13 protein-coding genes are annotated in these 16,809 nt (G+C 38.6%); 10 read left to right on the top strand and 3 right to left on the bottom strand.

Annotated features, from left to right (window positions below; all coding sequences use genetic code 11):
• The first annotated feature begins 82 nt into the window (after nucleotides 1-82).
• The 5 genes from dnaN to RFW85_RS01475 all read left to right on the top strand — a co-directional run bounded on the left by dnaN (nucleotide 83) and on the right by RFW85_RS01475 (nucleotide 6,339).
• Complete coding sequence (gene dnaN, locus RFW85_RS01495) at nucleotides 83-1,231, top strand: DNA polymerase III subunit beta (RefSeq protein ID WP_002115478.1); 1,149 nt, start codon at nucleotides 83-85, stop codon at nucleotides 1,229-1,231.
• Nucleotides 1,232-1,245: 14 nt separating this feature from the next.
• Nucleotides 1,246-2,328 (top strand): DNA replication/repair protein RecF, encoded by a 1,083-nt coding sequence (recF, locus tag RFW85_RS01490; protein WP_002115479.1) that lies wholly within the window; start codon nucleotides 1,246-1,248, stop codon nucleotides 2,326-2,328.
• 52 nt (nucleotides 2,329-2,380) lie between these two features.
• The gene (gyrB, locus tag RFW85_RS01485; RefSeq protein WP_309171076.1) at nucleotides 2,381-4,849 is read left to right on the top strand and encodes a DNA topoisomerase (ATP-hydrolyzing) subunit B; all 2,469 of its coding nucleotides are present in this window, start codon (nucleotides 2,381-2,383) and stop codon (nucleotides 4,847-4,849) included.
• A gap of 35 nt (nucleotides 4,850-4,884) precedes the next feature.
• Nucleotides 4,885-5,277 carry a cytochrome b562 gene (cybC, locus tag RFW85_RS01480; protein WP_023187717.1) on the top strand — a complete coding sequence of 131 codons (393 nt, stop codon included), beginning with the start codon at nucleotides 4,885-4,887 and terminating at the stop codon, nucleotides 5,275-5,277.
• 135 nt (nucleotides 5,278-5,412) lie between these two features.
• A complete protein-coding gene (locus RFW85_RS01475) occupies nucleotides 5,413-6,339 on the top strand; it encodes a hypothetical protein (RefSeq protein WP_309171075.1) in 927 nt (308 codons plus the stop codon).
• Between the two features lie 50 nt (nucleotides 6,340-6,389).
• Here RFW85_RS01475 and RFW85_RS01470 read toward each other — a convergent pair whose 3' ends face one another.
• A complete protein-coding gene (locus tag RFW85_RS01470) occupies nucleotides 6,390-8,315 on the bottom strand; it encodes an ATP-binding cassette domain-containing protein (RefSeq protein WP_309171074.1) in 1,926 nt (641 codons plus the stop codon).
• Nucleotides 8,316-8,568: 253 nt separating this feature from the next.
• Between RFW85_RS01470 and RFW85_RS01465 the strand changes: the two genes are divergently transcribed.
• The 4 genes from RFW85_RS01465 to erpA all read left to right on the top strand — a co-directional run bounded on the left by RFW85_RS01465 (nucleotide 8,569) and on the right by erpA (nucleotide 12,652).
• Nucleotides 8,569-9,573 (top strand): putative solute-binding protein, encoded by a 1,005-nt coding sequence (locus RFW85_RS01465; RefSeq protein ID WP_309171073.1) that lies wholly within the window; start codon nucleotides 8,569-8,571, stop codon nucleotides 9,571-9,573.
• Between the two features lie 255 nt (nucleotides 9,574-9,828).
• On the top strand, nucleotides 9,829-10,836 hold the full coding sequence (locus RFW85_RS01460) for a putative solute-binding protein (protein WP_002115480.1): 1,008 nt from the start codon (nucleotides 9,829-9,831) through the stop codon (nucleotides 10,834-10,836).
• 351 nt (nucleotides 10,837-11,187) lie between these two features.
• Nucleotides 11,188-12,192, top strand: coding sequence for a putative solute-binding protein (locus RFW85_RS01455; RefSeq protein WP_005804873.1), 1,005 nt, complete (start codon nucleotides 11,188-11,190; stop codon nucleotides 12,190-12,192).
• Nucleotides 12,193-12,316: 124 nt separating this feature from the next.
• Entirely contained in the window at nucleotides 12,317-12,652 is a 336-nt protein-coding gene (gene erpA, locus RFW85_RS01450; RefSeq protein ID WP_002115421.1) for an iron-sulfur cluster insertion protein ErpA, read from the top strand.
• Between the two features lie 60 nt (nucleotides 12,653-12,712).
• On the opposite strand, the gene RFW85_RS01445 is transcribed toward erpA, so the two are convergent.
• Both RFW85_RS01445 and RFW85_RS01440 read right to left on the bottom strand, forming a co-directional pair.
• Nucleotides 12,713-13,555 (bottom strand): alpha/beta fold hydrolase, encoded by an 843-nt coding sequence (locus RFW85_RS01445; RefSeq protein WP_075384101.1) that lies wholly within the window; start codon nucleotides 13,553-13,555, stop codon nucleotides 12,713-12,715.
• Between the two features lie 127 nt (nucleotides 13,556-13,682).
• A complete protein-coding gene (locus RFW85_RS01440) occupies nucleotides 13,683-14,810 on the bottom strand; it encodes an anhydro-N-acetylmuramic acid kinase (RefSeq protein WP_017386211.1) in 1,128 nt (375 codons plus the stop codon).
• A gap of 61 nt (nucleotides 14,811-14,871) precedes the next feature.
• Here RFW85_RS01440 and tyrS point away from each other — a divergent pair, with 61 nt between their 5' ends.
• Complete coding sequence (tyrS, locus tag RFW85_RS01435; protein ID WP_002115433.1) at nucleotides 14,872-16,104, top strand: tyrosine--tRNA ligase; 1,233 nt, start codon at nucleotides 14,872-14,874, stop codon at nucleotides 16,102-16,104.
• Nucleotides 16,105-16,809: the final 705 nt, after the last annotated feature.

The raw sequence follows: 16,809 nt of genomic DNA, 5'->3' as shown, positions 1-16,809 counted from the left end.
TTGTTGCAAAGTCTACGTAAGTGCAGCATAGTACACAGCTAAAAAATGAAATATTTGCTCCAAGTTGCTAGAGGAATGAATCGTGCGTTTGAAAATCGCTAAAGAAAGCTTACTCAATGTTTTATCGCATGTTGTCGGTGCGGTAGAACGTCGTCATACATTGAATATTCTTTCAAACGTCAAAATTCAGACTAATGCTCAGGCACTCACCATTACCGGTTCTGATTTAGAAGTTGAGCTGGTTGCCAGTACTGTTTTAACAGAAGGGGCATGCATTGAAGCAGGTGAAACAACTGTTCCTGCTCGTAAGTTGATGGAAATTTGTAAATCATTGCCTACAGCTGCATTGATTGACTTACAAATTACTGAAGATCAAAGATGTATTTTAAAATCTGGTAATAGCCGTTTTGTATTAGGTACTTTACCGGCAGAAGATTATCCATTATTGACCACTGAAAATAGTCAAGGTACACAAGTACAGGTCACTCAACGTGAGTTAAAGCGTTTATTTGAAAAAACGGCTTTTGCTATGGCCGTACAAGATGTACGCTTCTATTTAACGGGTACTTTATTAGAAATTGATGAAAATCAATTGCGTGCAGTAACAACAGATGGTCACCGTTTAGCACTTTGTGAAATTACTGCTTCTTCTACATCATCTCAATTGGTCCAAGCAATTGTGCCTCGTAAAGCTGTTGGTGAATTACAGCGTTTACTTAGCATTGAAGATGAACAATTAACGTTGCTGATTGGTCGTGAATTGTTAAATGTCACAATTAATACGCCAAGCCGTGACAAAGAGCAGGGCGATATCACTGTTCGCTTTACTACAAAGTTGATTGATGGAAAATTCCCTGATTATCGTCGTGTAATTCCACGTGGTGGCGATAAACATGTGTTAATTAGCCATGATGTGTTCAAACAATCATTACAACGCGTCGCAATTTTGAGTAATGAGAAATTACGTGGTGTTTTCTTGAATTTTAATCAAGATTCTTTACAGCTACGTGCAAATAACCCTGAACAAGACGAAGCGATTGAAGATTTAGCGATTCAGTATCAAAACATACCGCTTGAAATGTCATTTAATGCGCAATATTTGCTGGATGTTTTAGGTGTGCTTGATGGTGATGATGTAAATATGAGCATGACTGAGGCAAATCAATCTGTATTGGTTCAAGATCCGGCACATCCTGATCAAACCTATGTCGTTATGCCGATGCGTGTATAATCTGGCTATCTAATATGCATCTTACGCGTTTAAATATTGAACGTGTGCGTAATTTAAAAACGGTTGCACTCCAAGGGTTGCAACCGTTTAATGTATTTTATGGCGCTAACGGTTCAGGAAAAACTTCAATACTGGAAGCAATCCATTTGCTTGCAACAGGGCGGTCGTTCCGCACCCACATACCTAAAAATTATATTCAATACTCTGCTGAAGATGCGATTGTTTTCGCGCAATCTGCAACTGAAAAAATTGGCATGCAAAAGTTGGCCTCTGGTGAGCAGTTGATGAAGGTCAATGGCGATACAGTGGCTACACAAGGACAACTCGCTAAACTGCTTCCTTTGCAGCATATTGATCCACAAAGTACAGATATTATTGACCATGGGGCGAAACCTCGGCGCCAGCTTTTAGATTGGCTGATGTTCCACGTGGAACCTGAGTTTTATTTTGCTTGGCAATATTATTCTCGTGCATTAAAGCAGCGTAATACTTTACTTAAAACCAGACGGAATATTTCTCTAGCGGATTTAGAGCCGTGGAATAAAATGTTGAGTGATTATGGTGAAATTTTACACTCTCAGCGTTTAAGTATTGTGGAACAATGGAATGTCTTTTTTCAAAATGATTTAAGTCAATTGCTACCTGATCTAGAGATTGAACTGGAATATAGTCCTGGTTTTCATACAGAGCAGGGACTCATGCAAGACTTGCTGAATCAACACCAAAAAGACATCGAACGACGCTATACCGAATATGGCCCACATCGTGCAGATTTGCGCTTAAAAACCCCGTTTGGACATGCTGATGTAGTTTTATCAAGAGGTCAGAAAAAACTCTTGATTATTGCTTTAAAACTGTCACAAATTGCAATGTTACATGCGAGTAATAAGGAAACTGTGGTATTATTAGATGATCTGACAGCAGAATTAGACTTAACCGCACAACAACGTTTAATTGAACGATTAAGCCAACTTGGTAGCCAGGTTTTTATGACAACTTTAGATCATGCATCGGTAAAAAAACACTTACATGATCTGTCTATTTCATATCAATTATTCAATGTTGAATCCGGTCAAGTTAGTCTTGCTTCACCATAATTTTTTGATGTTACCCATCTTTGAATAAACCTATATTTGCTAGGGAGAAACCATGAGTTCAGAGTCTCAATCAGCCTCTCAAACAGAACAAACCAATGAAAAGGCTTATGATTCCTCTAGTATTAAAGTATTACGTGGATTAGATGCAGTTCGTAAACGTCCGGGTATGTATATTGGGGATACAGACGACGGTACCGGTTTACACCATATGGTATTCGAGGTTGTCGATAACGCAATCGATGAAGCTTTAGCTGGGCATTGTGACGAAATTATTGTCACAATTCACGAAGATGAATCGGTAAGTGTTTCTGATAATGGCCGTGGTATTCCAACAGATATCCACCCTGAAGAAGGGGTGTCTGCAGCGGAAGTAATTCTTACGATCTTGCACGCAGGCGGTAAGTTTGACGACAACAGCTATAAAGTTTCAGGTGGTTTGCACGGCGTAGGCGTTTCAGTTGTAAATGCGCTTTCAAGTAAATTGCATTTAATTATTAATCGCGCTGGCCAAGTGCACGAACAAGAGTATCACCACGGTGATCCGCAATATCCATTACGTGTGATTGGTGAAACGGATAGCAGTGGTACAACTGTACGTTTTTGGCCAAGTGAACTAACTTTTAGTCAAACTATTTTTAACGTTGAAATTTTAGCGCGTCGTTTACGAGAGCTTTCATTTTTAAACGCGGGCGTGCGTATTGTTTTACGTGATGAACGTATTAACCTTGAGCACGTATATGACTACGAAGGTGGTTTATCTGAGTTTGTAAAATACATTAACGAAGGTAAAACTCATCTAAACGAGATTTTCCATTTCACTGCTGATACAGAAAACGGTATTGGTGTAGAAGTTGCATTACAGTGGAATGAAAGTTATCAAGAAAACGTGCGTTGTTTTACCAACAATATTCCTCAAAAGGATGGCGGTACTCATTTAGCAGGTTTCCGTGCGGCTTTAACACGTGGTCTTAACCAATATCTTGAAAATGAAAACATTCTCAAGAAAGAAAAAGTCAATGTGACAGGTGATGATGCCCGTGAAGGTTTAACCGCGATTATTTCGGTCAAAGTACCTGATCCGAAGTTCTCTTCTCAAACTAAAGAAAAACTAGTATCGAGTGAAGTAAAACCAGCGGTTGAGCAAGCAATGAACAAAGAGTTCTCTGCTTACTTACTTGAAAATCCGCAAGCTGCAAAATCAATTGCCGGTAAAATTATTGATGCTGCGCGTGCACGTGATGCTGCACGTAAGGCGCGTGAAATGACACGTCGTAAGAGTGCACTTGATATTGCAGGTTTACCAGGTAAATTGGCAGATTGTCAGGAAAAAGACCCGGCACTTTCTGAATTATATCTAGTCGAGGGTGACTCTGCTGGTGGTAGTGCTAAGCAAGGTCGTAATCGTAAAATGCAGGCTATTTTACCGTTGAAAGGTAAAATCCTGAACGTTGAACGTGCACGCTTTGACAAAATGATTTCTAGTCAGGAAGTCGGTACTTTAATCACTGCACTTGGCTGTGGTATTGGTCGTGAAGAATATAACCCTGATAAGCTTCGCTATCATAAAATCATTATCATGACCGATGCCGACGTCGATGGTTCGCACATCCGTACCTTGTTGTTAACGTTCTTCTTCCGTCAAATGCCGGAGTTGGTTGAGCGTGGTCATATTTATATTGCTCAGCCACCTTTGTATAAATTGAAGAAAGGTAAGCAAGAACAATACATCAAAGATAATGATGCTTTAGAAACTTATCTCATCTCAAATGCGATTGATGAGCTATCTTTGCATACCAATGCTGAAGCACCTGCAATTACAGGTGAAGCACTGGCGAAAGTGATCCAAGACTACCAAGTTTCACAAAAGAGCTTACAGCGCTTAACTTTACGTTATCCAGCTAGCTTACTTGATGCTTTACTTGAAGTAGAAGCATTCAAGAGTGATCAAAACCATGATGAAGCTTATGTACAACAATGGGCAGATCAGGTACGCAATATCATTACCAGATTACAGCCAAGTTTACGTCCAGAAATCTCTTTAGAGGCATTTGAGCGTGAAAATGCTCAAGGTGAAAAATCTGCGCATTATTGGCCGCGTATTACTGTCTATGTTCATAATCTGCCGCATGCGTATTTGCTTGATGCAGCTTTATTGAATTCAGCTGAATATGCACGTTTATTAAAAAACTCGAAGAGTTGGTTCACTTTACTTGAAGAGGGTGCTTTTTTACAAAAAGGCGACCGCCGTATTCAAGTGGCTAATTTCCATCAAGTTTGGCAACATATTTTACAAGATTCACGCCGCGGTATGATGATCCAACGCTATAAAGGTCTTGGAGAGATGAATGCTGAACAGTTATGGGAAACAACAATGGATCCTGAAAACCGTAATATGTTGCAGGTGACAATTGATGATGCGATTGAAGCAGATCGTATGTTCTCTTGCTTAATGGGTGATGATGTTGAACCACGTCGTGCATTCATTGAAGAGAATGCTTTAAATGCGGATATTGATGCTTAATTCATAACATGATTCTAAATCAGTCTAGGGAGAGAATGATGAGTCAGAAATTATTAGCTAGCCTATTAATTTCATGTGTGTTTTTAGGAAGTTCTGCTGTTTGGGCGGCAGACCTAGAAACGAATATGAAAACTTTAGCTAAGAGTACTAAAGCATTTGCTGAAGCGAAAGATGCTGATAACGCAAAAAAACAGCTTGTTGTAATGCGTGAAGCAGCAGTTTCTTCTAAGCAATATTTGCCGCATAAACTCGAAGGTTTGCCATCAGAAAATGTAAAGGTAAAAGAGTACCAAGCTGGTTTAGATCAGCTTGTTGCCGAAATTGATAAAGTAACTGTTTTAGTTGAGCAAGGACAATTAGATCAAGCCAAAACTGAAGCAATTAATTTAGTCAAAATACGAAATGAAAATCATAAAAAATTTAGATAATTGATTTTTTATGGTAAAGGGCTAATCATCATTAGCCCTTTTTTGTATCCGAAAAAAGTATTTTGTTTAACAAGTAAACTATTCGAAGTTATATTCTCTATGCGGTACTTTCTAATAACAATAGGAAATATAATTATGAAAAAAATACAAAAACTCTTATGCATTGGAATCATATTTTTTAATTGTTTATTTCAACTGCATGCTGCGATAGCCCCCACCTTTTATGGAAAATTAGTATTTCATCGTTATAGTGATTATGAGGCATGGGACAGTAAGCTTTATCTTTATAACTTCACAACACAGCAGACCACATTACTCGGCGCAAATTGGAAAATTGACCATATGATGAATGGCCATTTCTCTCCAGATGGAAAATGGTTAACGTTTATGGGAGTGAATTCTGGACAGCATTATGGTGATGCATGGGATGTATATGTGTGGAAGGTCGGAAGCACTGAGTTACCTATTAACTTAACTCAAGGCAATAATAAGCGCGATGAAGACCCTAAATTTATAGATAACCAGCGTATTATTTTTAAACAAAATGGCGATCTAAAAATCATTAAAATGACGGATCGGACGATGACTTCTGTGACTCAAAATGGTTGGGATATAGAAGAATCGATGCCTTATCCGATGGTGAATACCACTCAAATTTTGTATGCAAAAGGTGCTGGAAATAATTCTAGAATTTTTAGTATTGATCAGTCGGGTGCTTATGATACACAGCTGACCAATATCGCTTCATATTATCCAGTATGGTGGCAAGGAAGTCGGTTCTTATATGTGCGCTGGTATAGCCCAACAAATCCTCATGACCAGATCTATATTTATGATATGGCTAATAAACAAACTACACGTTTGCCATTTAACAATATTAATTATGATACTTCCGATCCAGCTCCTTTAGATCAGCGTTACATGGTGGTATCTCTTGCAGGACAAACAGGGAGTCGAGGCGGATACGATTTATATATTGCTGACAGCTTATCAAGCGATATTTGGCCTTTACCTGTAAATAGCAATTTAAATGAATTAGGGGCTTTTTATACCCCTTACTAATTAATAAAAAAGCCGATTAAGAAATCGGCTTTTTTATTTTAGAAAACAGATTAATCAAAAGAAGCTTCCATTTCTTCTAACTCCATCATGAGTTCTAAAAGCTGCTCTTCATGTTGCTCAAGTTTAGCCTTCAGCTCAGTCTGTTCATTCATAAGTTTGAGTAAATCGTCTTTACGTGCAGCCTCATATAAAGATGTGTCTGCTAAGGATTCTTCAATTTTGGCGAGCTGTGATTGTAGCTTTTCAATTTGTGATTCAACCTTTTCAATATTTTTACGAATAGGTCGAGTCTGTTCACGACGGCGAGCTGCTTCTTTACGCTGCGCTTCTTTATCAACTTTAGCAGGCGCTGGAGCGGCAGAGGACGAATTATTCTGTGCCGCAGTCTGAGCATTGATTTGCTGCTGACGTGCTTCACGTAGCCATTTAGCATAGTCCTGTAAATCACCCTCGAACTCAGTACATTTACCGCCGTGTACTAAAAGAAGCTCATCACATACACTTGCAATAAGTTGACGTTCGTGGGAAACCAGAACAACGGCACCTTCAAAATCTTGTAATGCCATGCTCAGTGCATGACGCATATCAAGATCTAAATGGTTCGTCGGTTCATCGAGAATTAAAACATTTGGACGCTGCCATACAATGAGTGCTAGGGCTAAACGAGCACGTTCTCCACCAGAAAAGCTTTCGCATGGTGTATCCATGCGTTCACCACTAAATCCGAAACTACCTAAGAATGAACGTAAAGTGGCTTCACTAATTTGTTTATCTGCTATACGTGCAAGCTGTAGCATTGGGCTAGCGTGACCATCTAAAGCATCCATCTGGTGCTGCGCAAAGTAACCAATATTAAGCAGCTCGGAAGCTTTACGTTCACCTGCCAAGAGTGGTAAATCACCTACCAAGCTCTTAATCAATGTTGACTTACCTGCGCCGTTCATACCCAGTAAACCAATACGTGAGTTTGGCGTAATTTGTAATCTGATTTTTTCGGCTATTTGCTTATCACCATAACCAATGCTGGCGTTGTCTAAAGTCAGCAAAGGTGAACTCATTTTAGTTGGTTCACGGAAACTAAAAGTAAACGGCGTATCTACATGGGCTGGTGCAAGTTGCTGCATGCGCTCAAGTTGTTTAATACGACTTTGTGCCTGACGAGCTTTAGTCGCTTTTGCTTTAAAACGATCAATAAACTTTTGTAAGTGAGCACGTGTTTCTTGCTGCTTTTCAAAAGCTTGTTGTTGCTGGGCAAGACGTTCACTACGTGTGGTTTCAAATGTAGAGTAGTTTCCGGTGTAAAGTGTGAGTTCTTGATTTTCAATGTGAAGAATATGATCTGTAATCGCATCTAAAAAGTCGCGGTCATGCGAAATTAGAATGAGTGTACCTTCATAGGCTTTAAGCCAATCTTCTAACCACAGAATTGCATCCAAATCTAAGTGGTTTGTTGGCTCATCCAGTAAGAGTAGATCAGAACGACTCATGAGGGTACGCGCTAAATTTAAACGCATACGCCATCCACCCGAGAAGCTCTCAACATTCAAACGTAATTGATTTTCTAGAAAACCAAGGCCTGCCATGAGCTGCGCAGCTTTAGAGGGCGCTGAATAACCATGAATTTCATCGAAGCGGCCATGCAATTTAGCCAATTCAAAATCACTTAGTTGATCTGGTTGAGCAAGCTTATTTTGAATATCCCAAAACTCTTCATCACCTGAAAGAACAAAATCAATTGCAGGCATATCTAGGGCTTTTACTTCTTGCGCCATATGCGCCACGGTCCAGCCTGAAGGACGAGTAAGTGAACCTTCATCTGCACCTAAACTTCCAAGTAATGCAGCAAATAAGGTCGATTTACCTGCACCATTTACCCCAGTTAGACCAATCTTCCAACCTGGGTGTAATTGCATAGACGCTTTTTGAAATAGAATACGTCCACCGCGGCGTAAAGAAACTTGGTCAAATTGAATCATCTTATTGTATCGAGGTGAGTTAGGGATGCTGTATTTTAAAGAGAACTGCCGATGAAAACAAAACTTTCCGGATTTTAGTGAGTAGGTATTAATAATTAGATATATCTAGACATTCTAAATTTCGCTATTCATCCGAAATTTTCAAAATATTGAACAAGATAGAATACTTTTAAAAAAATATGGCTAAAATAAAAACAGTTTGAAATTTGGTTGATTAATGAGCTACTAATAAAACTAGACTAAGGAAAGTCAAATGAAAAAAAGATTGGGGATAATTGGTGCAGCATTTTGCTGTGCTGTGGGGACAGTACATGCAGGACAAAGTGTCTGTGTGTTTGATTTATTAGGAAAGTCAGGTGAGTCCTATAAAATGATGGAAGAGTGGGCGCTTGCAGCGAAAGAATGGCAAGCAGATATCACTTTAATTCCATTTCAAGATGAAAGCTTAGTTGACCGTAGACTGCGTGAAGGTAAGTGTGACGCCGCTTATATGACCTCCATGCGGGCGCGAAATTATAATAAATTTGCAGGTTCAATTGATGCGATTGGAGGGGTAACCAGTAATGCAATTGCTCAAAAAGCTATTAGTTATGTTTTAGATAAGCGTAATAAACATCGCCTGGTGACTGCACAAAATGGAACTAATTACGAGGTCGTTGGTATTGTCCAGATTGGATTAGCTTATTTATTTGTGAGAGATAAAAACCTTAATTCAATTGAAAAAGTACGTGGGACTAAGTTTGCTATTTTGCAATATGACGCAGCACAAAAAATTATGGTGGAAAGCGTTGGCGCTCAGCCCATTCCTTCAGAAATTACCGATTTTGTGAAAAAGTTTAATAGTGGCCAAGTCGATGCAATTGCGGCACCAGCCTATGCTTATAAACCTTTAGAGATTGGTAAAGGGGTGGGAGTAAAAGGGGCAATGTTTACTTTCCCCGTGGTTAACGTCACAGGTGATTTAATTGCCCGAAGTGATAAGTTCCCTACAGATTTCGGTATAAAGTCACGTACTTGGTTTATACAAAAATTACCTCAGAATTTTGCCATGATAAAGCGGCTAGAAATGGGTGTACCCTCAAAAATTAAAATTAATTTTTCAGTAGAAGATAAAACCAAGTATCAAAAAATTTTACGTGAAGGTCGCCTCAGCTTAACAAAACAAGGTGTATACGATGCAACAATGATGAGTGTGCTAAAGCGTGCCCGCTGTACAGTTGAACGGACAAATTTTGAATGTACGCTTAATGGAGAGTAGTTTATTTTTTAAACACAAAAACGCTACATATATTTCAAAGCTGAATATGGGTATGAAAATTGTGAATATAAAAAATAACTTACGGAAAATTAGCGATTTTTCCTTTTAATAAATAATTTAAAACCAACAAACAATGGTTCAATGAGATAAAAATATTTGAGTAAAAGCTCTATTTTTTTCTAAAAAACATGATTAATATCTGTGTTTGAAAGGAAACTTCAAACAAAAAATCTGTTCCGTGGAAGGATGAAGAAAATGAAAAAAATCGTACTTGCTATGGCTGCCGCTTCTGTTGTTGGTTTTTCTGCTTCAGCGCAAGCAGCGAGTACCGTATGTGTATTCGACCTCTTAGGAAAAGCAGGCGACTCATATAAAATGATGGAAGAATGGGCTCTTGCTGCAAAAGGCTGGGGTACTGAAATTAACTTAGTTCCTCGTCAGGACGAGGCTGTTGCCGATAATGATTTTAAAGCGGGTAAATGTGATGCTGTAGCAATGACAGCAATGCGTGCACGCCAATATAACAAATTCGCAGGATCTATCGACTCACTTGGTGGTGTTCCAAATAACCAAATCGCTCAACGTGCAATTACTTATGTATTAGATGCGCGTAATGCAGCAAAAATGACCACAAATATGGGTGGTAAAAAATACGAAGTTGCTGGTATTTCTCCGCTAGGTTCAGCATTCATTTTCGTACGCGACAAAAACATTAACTCTGTTGAAAAAGCTGCGGGTAAAAAATTCGCTGTACTTGGCTATGACGATGCACAAAAAATTATGGTGCAACGTGTAGGTGCTCAAGCAGTTCTTTCTGATATCTCAAACTTTGCTGCTAAATTTAACAATGGTCAGGTAGATATGGTAGGTGCGCCTGCTTATGCTTACAAACCATTAGAATTAAATAAAGGTTTAGGCGCAAACGGTGTAATGTGGAATTTCCCTGTATTACACGTTACAGCAGATCTAGTATTACGTTCTGATAAATTCCCAGCTGGTTTTGGTCAAAAATCTCGTGACTGGTTTGTTAAACAGTTACCGAAGAGCTTTGCAATGATCAACCGTTTAGAAGCGCAAATTCCTGGCAAATACAAAATGAACTTAAGTGCAGAAGACAAACTTAAGTATCAAAAAATGTTGCGTGATGGCCGTATGGACTTAACTAAACGCGGTGTTTACGATGCTGGAATGATGTCTGTACTTAAAAAAGCACGTTGTTCTGTAGACAAGGCTAACTTTGAATGTTCAATGCCTGGTGAATAATCTTAATTTTTCTAAAAAAGCCTAGACTGAGTTCTAGGCTTTTTGTTTTATATGCGCTGTCAGTTCTGCCATTGTGGATAAATAGAAAGACGTTAAGCTAAATTTAGATAAAAACTTCATAAGGAAACATGAAGGTATAAAAATGGATCAAGGACTTGAGTGATTAAAATAATTGCTAATAGATAGGTCATTCGCTATCTATTTTTCAGGGAAATAAAATCATAAAAGCAAAAACGGTCTATACAAATATTCCATCATGATTTTTATATGAAGCCTATCCGATTCATACCTGATGGTGTGAAATTTCTTGGTATCGAAAAACAAAAACTCCACAAGGAAAGGAAAAAGAATATGCAATTTTCCAAAACGCTATTACTTGCGATGGGACTTACCACAGTTTCTTTTGCAGCCGAGGCTAAACAAACAGTATGTGTTTTTGACTTCGTTGGAAAAAATGGCGACGTTTATGCGCTGATGAAGGATTATCAACTTGCCGCAAAAAACTGGGGAGCTGATATCGAGCTTAAAGTAAACCAGAATGAAGCCGTGATTGCTGAAGATTTTAAAGCGGGTAAATGTGATGGTATTAGCGTGTCAGGGATGCGCGGGCGTCAATTTAACTCATTTACTGGTTCATTAGACGCAATTGGAGCGATTCCTGACCTCAAGCTTGCTGTAAAAGTGATGCAAGGTTTAGCAAGTCCGACTTTTAGTAAATATATGGTGAATGGTCGCTATGAGGTCGTCGGTGTTATTCCGGTTGGTGATGCTTACCTTTTAGTAAATGACCGTAGTATCAATACAGTAGCGAAAGCCGCAGGTAAGAAAATTGCTGTTCTTGACTATGATGAAGCACAAAAAATTATGGTTCAGCAGGTCGGGGCACAGGCGGTTAGTGCTGATGTAACAAATTTTGGTGCGAAATTTAATAACCATCAAGTTGATATTATTGGTGCGCCAGCAGCAGCATTTAAACCTTTGGAACTACAAAAAGGTTTAGGAACAAAAGGTGCGATCGTGAATTATCCAATCTTACAGGTCACAGGAAATATTATTATCCGTCCTGATAAGTTCCCAGCTGGTTTTGGCCAGAAATCTAGGGAATGGGTTTCCGGTCAGTTACCACGTGCTTTTACCATCTTGGGTAAAATGAAAGCTGATATTCCACAAAAATACTGGATGGATGTCCCAGCAGCCGATAAACCGGGCTACCAAAAGCTCATGCGTGAGTCTCGAATTAACCTTACACAACGTGGTGTATATGATAAACGCATGATGAAACTATTATGGCAATTCCGTTGTAAGCAAGATGCTAAAAACTTCGAATGTGGCTTACAAGACGAGAATTACAAATAATCTTGATAAAAATACTCAAGATTCGCTTTAAACTTCGAAGACAGACCCTATATTGATTATGCTATACTCAATATAGGGTCTTTTTTATTTTGAAAGGCACAGCAAAATCCGAGGAACAATCATCATGAATGCCCAAGCTCTAGTTTTGACAGATAATGCTGCCAATAAGGTACGCCAACTCCGTGATAGTGAAGGGAATGACGATCTCATGTTACGTGTATATGTAACGGGAGGCGGATGTTCAGGGTTTTCGTATGGCTTCAATTTTGCTGAAAGCGTAAATGAAGATGATGCAGAATTCGTAAATGGTGATGTGAAAATGCTGGTTGACTCACTAAGCTACCAATACCTCATTGGTTCAGTAGTTGACTATGTAGAAGGTCTTGAAGGTTCGCGTTTTATCGTACAAAACCCGAATGCAACAACAACATGTGGTTGTGGTTCTTCATTCTCGATTTAAAAGAATTCTAAAATTTAAAAAACCTCTCTATTTTGAGAGGTTTTTTTATTGATCAAATCATTATTTTTTAAGGACAGATTCTAAAAAGTATTGTACCAGTTCAGGTGCATTCTGATATGGAATCCAGTGCGACGCATTCATAAAAACTGCTTCATAACTATTTTTAAAATAATGTGAGTTTAGCTCGGCGCTTTTTTCTGTAACGGCAATATCATGTTTACCCCAAATAAAAAGAGTGGGGACATCTATGGCTTTAAACGGATTTTGAGGTTTGTCCCAAAAAAAGCCACGATACCAATTCAACGCCGTGGTTAATCTATTTTCCTTTATAAACTCAGCCTCAAATATCGCAATTTGCTGTTCAGTCATTCCTGATGACTTTAGAAACTTACGACCCAATTTAGGTATCTTTTTAAATAAAAGTTCGGGCAGAATCGGTAACTGAAAAATTGCAAAATAATAAGATTTAAAAAGTTGTCTACTGCTTAAACAAGCTTTTAAAAATGCAGCTTGATGAGGTACAGAAACTAAAGTGAGATGTTGAATATATTGTGGATACTTCATAGCAACGCCTGAAGCAATTGCCGAGCCCCAGTCATGCCCAATTAAATAAACTGGCTGGCCAAGCTGTTCGATTAAACTTGCCACATCTTCTACAAGTTCACTCAATGAATATTTAAATCGGCTTTGAGGCCTAGCATTTAAACTATAACCACGTTGATGAATCGCAAGTGTTCTAAATTGATGCTCATGCAATAATTCCGAAGTCTGCTCCCAACTATGAGCAGTTTCTGGAAAACCATGCAATAAAACAACGAGAGGAGCATCTATAGGGCCTGAATCAATCACATCGAATGTCCAAGCCCCGCGTGTATATTGATGAATACGTTTGGTCAGATCCATACAAACATGCCTTAAATTATTTTTATCGGCATTTATCATGAGTTTTTATGCTCATTTACATAACAGCATTTCGGGTCAGTAAATGTGCTATGAGGTCGAATCTAACCAAACAAATCAATAAATAGTTTTATACTGCTGTGATCGTACCTAGGATTCTGAAATCCGAAGCGCCTGTGACTGCTGGCAAATTTCCACTTAAACCATCTACAAAGCGCATTGCTAACCATGCAAATGCTGTAGCCTCGACCCAAGTAGGGGAAAGTCCTAACACATCGGTAGGTTGAACAGACCAATTATGTTTACGTAAACGCCAACGTAATTGTTCTAGTAAATAAGAGTTATAAGCTCCACCACCACAAACATATACTTCACCTGTTTCCATCTCAGAGCGATAAATTGCTTTTTGAATTGCACGAACAGTAAGTTTTAATAGGGTTGCTTGAATGTTTTCAGGGGTATCTTCTAACTCATCATAAGTTAAATCATTTCGCCAATCGATTAACTGATCATCCAACCAGTCAATATTAAAGTCTTCACGTCCTGTGCTCTTAGGCGGTTCTTTAGAAAAATACTCGTGGGCATGGAGACGGTCGAGTAAAGAGCGGATAGGATGACCATAAGCTGCCCAGTCACCATTTTCATCATATGGATGACCTGTATGGCGATGGCACCAAGCATCCATCAAAATATTTGCAGGACCTGTATCAAAACCAAATACGCCGTCACTGTTATTGGCAGGCAGCATACTCACATTAGCAATACCACCCAAATTCAAAATTACACGATGAATACTTGGATGTTGAAATAATGCTTGATGGAAAGCCGGAACCAATGGCGCTCCTTGACCACCTGCTGCCATATCTCTACGACGGAAATCTGAAACAACCGGAATCTGAGTGATTTCAGTAATGATGTTTGGATCACCAATTTGTAACGTAAAGCCATGTTCTGGACGATGACGAATGGTTTGCCCGTGTGACCCAATTGCTTTTATTTGGCTACGGTCTAATTGGTGCTTTTCAATGAGAGTATTAATCCCATGACCAATCATTTGGGCTAGAGCAACATCAGCTTTACCCATGCGGTCAATTTCATTGTCATCAGGTAAAGTTAATGCCATAAGCTCATCACGTAACTCGGGTTCGAATGGAACTGTAAGAGTGGCATGAAGCTGTAGTGGCTCAAATGAAGCCGCAACAATATCCACACCATCCATACTAGTGCCAGTCATTACGCCGATATAGATTGCGCTCATATGCAACTTCCCCTGCAAGACGCTGAAAAAATGTTAGTATATCGCACAAATTGAATAACTGATGTGTTTAGGTTTTGTGATGTCAAATTTCTTGCCCGCCGAAGAACAGCTTGCCCTCATCCAACGAGGCACGCACGAAATTATTTCAGAAGAAGATTTACTGAAAAAGCTTAAAGAGAATCGCCCTCTTAAAATTAAAGCTGGTTTTGACCCTACAGCACCAGATTTACATTTAGGACATACGGTTCTTATTAATAAACTAAAAACTTTCCAAGACTTGGGCCATGAGGTTACCTTCTTAATTGGTGACTATACAGCGATGATTGGTGACCCAACTGGTAAAAGCGCAACTCGTCCGCCGTTGTCACGTGAACAAGTAGAAGCCAATGCTAAAACTTATCAAGAACAAGTTTTCAAAATATTAGATCCGAATAAAACAAAAGTACGTTTTAACTCAGAATGGTTTAATCAAAAGTCTGCTGCTGACCTTATTCAATTAGCAAGTCAGCAAACCGTATCACGTATGTTAGAGCGTGATGACTTTACTAAGCGTTATAGCAATCATCAGCCGATTGCAATTCATGAGTTTTTATATCCTTTAGTTCAAGGTTATGACTCAATTGCGCTTGAAGCTGACGTTGAGTTAGGCGGTACAGACCAGACCTTTAACTTACTTATGGGTCGTACTTTACAAAGCCGTTATGGCCAAGAATCTCAAGTGTGTATCACTGTGCCGATTCTAGAAGGTCTAGATGGCGTAAATAAAATGTCTAAATCTTTAGGTAACTATATTGGTGTATTTGATACACCAGGGGCCATGTACCAAAAAGTTTTATCAATGCCAGACTCTTTAATTGAACGCTATTTCGATTTATTAAGCTTCAAATCTCTTGATGAGATCAAAGCTCTATTAGATGAAATTGCTGCTGGTCGTAATCCGCAAGAAGTAAAACGTATCCTTGCGCTTGAGTTAGTTGAACGCTTCCATGATGCAGAAGCTGCTGCTAATGCCCATAAGAGTGCTGGTAACCGTATTACAGAAGGTGAAGTACCTGAAGACACACCAGAAGTGACTATTTCACTTGGTGAGTTTGGAGGAGAAATCTTTATTGCCACGATTTTACGTGTAGCGGGGCTAAACCCAAATGCAGCTGCGGCAAAAGATGCGGTTGCTCGTGGTGCGGTAAAAGTTGACTGGAATGCTGTTGATGCAAGCTTCTCTGTAAAAGAAAACGGAAGCTTTATTATTCAATCAGGTAAAAAAGCAATTGCACGTGTAATTTTCACTGACTAATAAAAAATTTATAGATTAAAAAAGCAGGAGTAATCCTGCTTTTTTTATTTCTGGATCACAAAATCAATTAAAGCGTTCCACGTGGAACCATCTAAACATAATTAATAGTTAAAGAATTAAATTAAAAATAATAAGAAATATAAAGCAGGGTAGAGTATTTACTCTATTATTTCTTTAGATTCTTTAGATTCTTTAGATTCTTTAGATTCTTTAGATTCTTTAGATTCTTTAGATTCTTTAGATTCTTTAGATTCTTTAGATTCTTTAGATTCTTTAGAATTAAGGGACTATATATGTCTATAACGTCTATTGAAGATATAGAAAATTAAAAATGTCCTAAATTCTTAAATATAAAAACTAATAAAAAGTAATGAAAATGCCTAAAAAAAAGCCACATATATCACTTTTTTCGCAAAATAGTAGAAAAAAACGGCACTCAAGTGAAAAAGGCTGAAATACCCCTTGCAAAGGGATCTTAATCATCTATAATGCACATCCATCGGCGGTGATGCAGATAGAAACTTGTTGAAAAACAGTTACTTGTGATTGAGTTAGTTGCTTTGAGCAGTGAATTTGATGGTAAGTTGGTTTGAGAGATAAGTTTTAAAAATATCGAAATTACCTGTTGACTTTTAAGAGATTAAGAGTAATATAGCCGACCTAGCTTGCTGGTGACGAACCAGTAAGAAGATCATTAAGAGAATT

This window comes from Acinetobacter sp. 12966 (assembly GCF_031196995.1).
GTDB classification, from domain to species: Bacteria; Pseudomonadota; Gammaproteobacteria; order Pseudomonadales; family Moraxellaceae; genus Acinetobacter; species Acinetobacter geminorum.
Note: the sequence above shows the minus strand (reverse complement) of the source record. Positions and strands in the feature narration are given on the sequence as shown.